The 4,190-nt window shown below is 70.0% G+C and carries 5 protein-coding genes and 1 pseudogene; 5 read left to right on the forward strand and 1 reads right to left on the reverse strand.

Annotated features, from left to right (window positions below; all coding sequences use genetic code 11):
- The 3 genes and pseudogenes from adh to MLY01S_RS11675 all read left to right on the forward strand — a co-directional run.
- Positions 1–822: pseudogene (gene adh / locus MLY01S_RS11665) on the forward strand (aldehyde dehydrogenase); the annotation flags it as partial.
- Between the two features lie 179 nt (positions 823–1,001).
- Positions 1,002–2,033, forward strand: a complete 1,032-nt coding sequence (gene adhP / locus MLY01S_RS11670) for an alcohol dehydrogenase AdhP (protein ID WP_067192353.1) — start codon at positions 1,002–1,004, stop codon at positions 2,031–2,033.
- 380 nt (positions 2,034–2,413) lie between these two features.
- Positions 2,414–2,875, forward strand: a complete 462-nt coding sequence (locus MLY01S_RS11675; protein WP_067192356.1) for a hotdog fold thioesterase — start codon at positions 2,414–2,416, stop codon at positions 2,873–2,875.
- A gap of 95 nt (positions 2,876–2,970) precedes the next feature.
- Here MLY01S_RS11675 and MLY01S_RS11680 read toward each other — a convergent pair whose 3' ends face one another.
- Positions 2,971–3,501 (reverse strand): SRPBCC family protein, encoded by a 531-nt coding sequence (locus MLY01S_RS11680; RefSeq protein ID WP_067192359.1) that lies wholly within the window; start codon positions 3,499–3,501, stop codon positions 2,971–2,973.
- A gap of 81 nt (positions 3,502–3,582) precedes the next feature.
- Here MLY01S_RS11680 and MLY01S_RS11685 point away from each other — a divergent pair, with 81 nt between their 5' ends.
- Together MLY01S_RS11685 and MLY01S_RS13180 are read left to right on the forward strand one after the other, a co-directional pair.
- A complete protein-coding gene (locus MLY01S_RS11685) occupies positions 3,583–4,113 on the forward strand; it encodes an SRPBCC family protein (RefSeq protein ID WP_067192363.1) in 531 nt (176 codons plus the stop codon).
- A 16-nt stretch (positions 4,114–4,129) separates the two neighbouring features.
- The coding region (locus tag MLY01S_RS13180) for a DUF4259 domain-containing protein (RefSeq protein WP_506256459.1) at positions 4,130–4,190 on the forward strand (61 nt) is incomplete at its 3' end.

The following is a 4,190-nucleotide window of genomic DNA, read 5'->3' on the forward strand; positions in this document are numbered from 1 at the left end:
CGCAAGGTCGCCTTCACCGGCGAGACCACCACCGGCCGCCTGATCATGCAGTACGCCTCCGAGAACATCATCCCGGTGACCCTCGAGCTCGGCGGCAAGTCCCCGAACATCTTCTTCGAGGACGTCATGGACTCCGACGACGCCTTCTGGGACAAGGCGCAGGAGGGCTTCACCCTCTTCGCGCTCAACCAGGGCGAGGTCTGCACGTGCCCGTCCCGCGCGCTGGTCCAGGAGTCCATCGCAGAGAAGTTCCTCGAGACCGTGGTGGCCCGCACCGAGCGGATCAAGACCGGCAACCCGCTGGACACCGAGGTCATGATGGGTGCTCAGGCCTCCAACGACCAGCTGGAGAAGATCCTCTCCTACCTGGACATCGGCAGGCAGGAGGGCGCCGAGGTGCTCACCGGCGGTGCCCAGGCCGAGATGGAGGGCGAGCTCGCCGGCGGCTACTACGTGCAGCCGACCATCTTCCGCGGTGACAACTCCATGCGGATCTTCCAGGAGGAGATCTTCGGGCCGGTCGTCTCCATGACCACCTTCACGGACTTCGACGACGCCATGACGATCGCCAACGACACCCTCTACGGCCTCGGCGCCGGCGTCTGGTCCCGCAACGGCAACACCGCCTACCGGGCCGGTCGCGCCATCCAGGCCGGCCGCGTGTGGGTGAACAACTACCACAACTACCCGGCGCACGCGGCGTTCGGCGGATACAAGGCCTCGGGCATCGGCCGTGAGAACCACAAGATGATGCTCGAGCACTACCAGCAGACCAAGAACCTGCTCGTCTCCTACTCCGAGGACAGGCTCGGCTTCTTCTGAGCCGACCCCACGGACAGGAGCGGCGACGGCCGACGGTGCACGGCCGTCGTCGTGCCCGGGCCGCCGGGCAGCCCCGAGCGTTGTCCCCGGCGCGACGGCAGGCGCCCGGCACCTGCAGACCATCCCCACCCCCCGTTCAATCCCAGAAGGACCACACTCCACAGGAAAGGTGATTCCCCATGACCGCCATGAAGGCAGCAGTCGTCACCCGGTTCGGCAACGAGACCGAGGTCAAGGAGGTCGAGCGCCCGACACCCGGCCAGCATCAGGCACTCGTGAAGCTCATCGCCTCCGGCGTCTGCCACACGGACCTGCACGCGATGGAGGGCGACTGGCCGGTGAAGCCGACCCCGCCGTTCATCCCCGGCCACGAGGGCGTCGGCATCGTCGAGGAGGTCGGCCCGGACGTGGACAACGTCAAGGTCGGAGACATGGTCGGCAACGCCTGGCTCTGGACCGCCTGCGGCCACTGCCAGTACTGCCGCACCGGCTGGGAGACGCTCTGTGAGGAGCAGCTCAACGGCGGCTACTCCACGGACGGCTCGTTCGGCGAGTACATGCTCGTGGACACCCGCTACGCGCCCGTCATCCCGGAGGGTTCGGACCCGTTGGAGGTCGGCCCGATCCTCTGCGCCGGCGTCACCGTGTACAAGGGGCTGAAGCAGACCGAGGTGCGGCCCGGCCAGTGGGTCGTCATCTCCGGCATCGGCGGCCTGGGGCACATCGCCGTGCAGTATGCGGTGGCCATGGGTATGCGCGTGGTGGCGGTGGACGTCGCCGACGACAAGCTCAAGCTCGCCGAGCGCCACGGCGCCGAGATCACGGTCAACGCGAACGTGGCCGACCCGTCCGTGGAGATCCAGGAGAAGATCGGCGGCGCCCACGGCGTGCTCGTCACCGCGGTGCACCCGCAGGCGTTCGGCCAGGCGATCGCCATGACCCGCCGCGGCGGCACCATCGTCTTCAACGGCCTGCCTCCGGGAGACTTCCCGGCCCCGATCTTCGACATCGTCCTCAAGGGCCTGACCATCCGCGGCTCGATCGTGGGCACCCGTCAGGACATGGTCGAGGCGCTCGAGTTCTACGCGGCCGGAAAGATCAAGCCGACCTTCCACACCCGCCCGCTCGGCGACATCAACGCGGTGTTCGATGAGATGCGGCACGGCAAGATCGACGGCCGCGTGGTGATCGACTACGCGATGGAGGACTGAGGCTTCCGACGACCCGGCGCCCCGGTCCGGGTGCGCCCGGGCCCGGTGCCGACTCATCGGCGCCGGGCCCGCGGCCGTGTGCGGACAGGTGGCAGGGGGCGCTTTCGCTCGCGAAAGGGGAGGCGCTTTCGCTCGCGAAAAGGGAGGCGTTTTCGCTCGCGAAAAGGGAGGCGGGGTTTGTCGTTCCGCCGGCGAGACCAGACAGGGACGGCTTCCCGACGTCGGCCCCGCACCTCGGCCCGTCTCCTCGCCTCCTTGAGTGGGCGCGCTCACCGGCATACTGGTCGGGATCGGTGCCCGCCGTCCGCCAGGGCGCCGGTGCACCCTGCGCACCGCAACCCGCCCTGCGCCCTGCAGGCCCACCGCTTCGAAGGAGCAGCATGACCGAGAACGTCGCCCCGACCACCCCCGCCGAGGCCGGCGGCGAGACCGAGTCCCTGGAGCCCGTCCGCGCCCGCCTGGAGGAGATCTACGTCAACGACCCGGCCGTGAAGGACCACGGCGTGAGCCTCGGCGAGGTGGCGGTCGGCCACGTGGAGATGCACCGTGACGTCACCGAGGACATGGTGAACTCCCACAAGATCTGCCACGGCGGCTTCCTCTTCCACCTCGCAGACACCGCCCTGGCCTACTGCGTGGCCACCTTCGGCGCGGCCCCGGTGACCCGCCGTGCGGAGATCACCTACGTGGCCCCGGCGAAGCTCGGCACCCGCCTGACGGCGATCGCCCGTCAGCAGATCGAGTTCGGCCGCGACCGCATGATCGAGGTCCGCATCGAGGCCGACGGCGAGCTCGTCGCCTACTTCACCGGACACTCCACCAGCCCGCGTCCGCGCGCCTGAGCGGTGCGGCTGCGCGTGAGCTGGCGGCCGCGCCTGAGCGGTGCGACCGGTCCGGTGCGTCGTGGCCGGTGCTGCGGCGCGTACGCGGCGCCGGTTCAGGCGTGGCGCGCGGCCAGGCGCGTGAGCGAGGAGGAGATGCCGCGGGCGTTCTCCTTCTGCAGCCGCAGCAGCTCGTAGGCCTTGGCCTGCCGCTGGCCGACCCACGAGTAGTCGAAGGTCTCGGTGACGTCCGTGGTGCCGTCCCCGTTGTCCCGGAACTCCCAGCGCCAGCGGTGTCCGCCCGGGTGTGCCCACTCGATGAGGCGGCCCGGCTCGGAGCCGGTGACGGTCAGGGGCATCACGTAGGGCACCCGGTACTTCTTCATGTGGACCCTGAACCGGTCGCCCACAGCAAGCCGGTGAGGGCCCTCCACCCGCGGCTTCACGGTGCCGGAGCCGTCCACCTCGTGGTGGCGGTGCGGGTCCGCGAGCAACGCCCACAGCTCGTCCGCGCCGGCCCTCACCGTCAGCCGGTAGGCCACCTGGCGCTCGCCGACCTCCACCCGCTCGGGCCACGCGGCCTGCTTCGCGGCCTGGGGCGGTGCGGTGGTGTTCTCGCCGGTCTCGGAACGGATGTGCTCGCTCATGGGGTCGAGTCTAGGGACTGACGCACGGGCCCGTCGCGGGTCTACGCTGACGACGGAACACACCCTCCGGAAGGAGACCCCATGACCGCCGTCGAACCGATGTGGAGCATCAGGGTGAGCCGGCACGTCGAGGCGCCGGCCGCCGTCGTGTGGCAGGTGGTCACGGACCTGGAGGGGATGGCCGGGCTGCTGCCGGACATCGTTCGGCTGGAACGGCTTTCCGACGACGGCCCCGGCACCTACCGGCGCGGCACCCGGTGGCGCGAGACGCGCCGCATGTTCGGCCGGGAGGCCACCGAGACCATGGAGGTCACGGCAGTGGACCCGGAGCGGCGGACGGACATCGTGGCCGAGCATGGCGGTGTCCGGTACGACACCGGCTTCGACCTCACTCCGGCCGGCAACGGCGCCGAGCCGGGCGGCACCGACCTGGTGTTCCGGTTCGACGCCACGCAGGTCGGGGAGCCTGCGACGGGGGTGAAGGGCCTGGCCGAGCGGGTCGGCATGACGGTCATGGGCCCGCTGGCCATGAGAGTCACGCGGAAGCAGATGGAGCGGGAACTGTCACTCATCGCGCAGCGGGCGGGAAATCTGGCCGCGGGCGGCGGGTGAGTCCTAGTCTGGCGACATGTCCAGCTGGGGAACGAAGGTCTTCGAGAACGACACCGCCACCGACCTCCTCGACGAGG

Origin of the sequence: Micrococcus lylae NBRC 15355 (genome assembly GCF_001570885.1) — a bacterium.
GTDB lineage: Bacteria > Actinomycetota > Actinomycetes > Actinomycetales > Micrococcaceae > Micrococcus > Micrococcus lylae.

What these genes read in the sequence shown, in the direction of transcription:
- MLY01S_RS11685 (WP_067192363.1), top strand. Translation starts at nt 3,583, where the DNA reads ATGACCGCCGTCGAACCGATGTGGAGCATCAGGGTGAGCCGGCACGTC.
- MLY01S_RS11680 (WP_067192359.1), bottom strand. Translation starts at nt 3,501, where the DNA reads ATGAGCGAGCACATCCGTTCCGAGACCGGCGAGAACACCACCGCACCG.
- adhP (WP_067192353.1), top strand. Translation starts at nt 1,002, where the DNA reads ATGACCGCCATGAAGGCAGCAGTCGTCACCCGGTTCGGCAACGAGACC.
- MLY01S_RS11675 (WP_067192356.1), top strand. Translation starts at nt 2,414, where the DNA reads ATGACCGAGAACGTCGCCCCGACCACCCCCGCCGAGGCCGGCGGCGAG.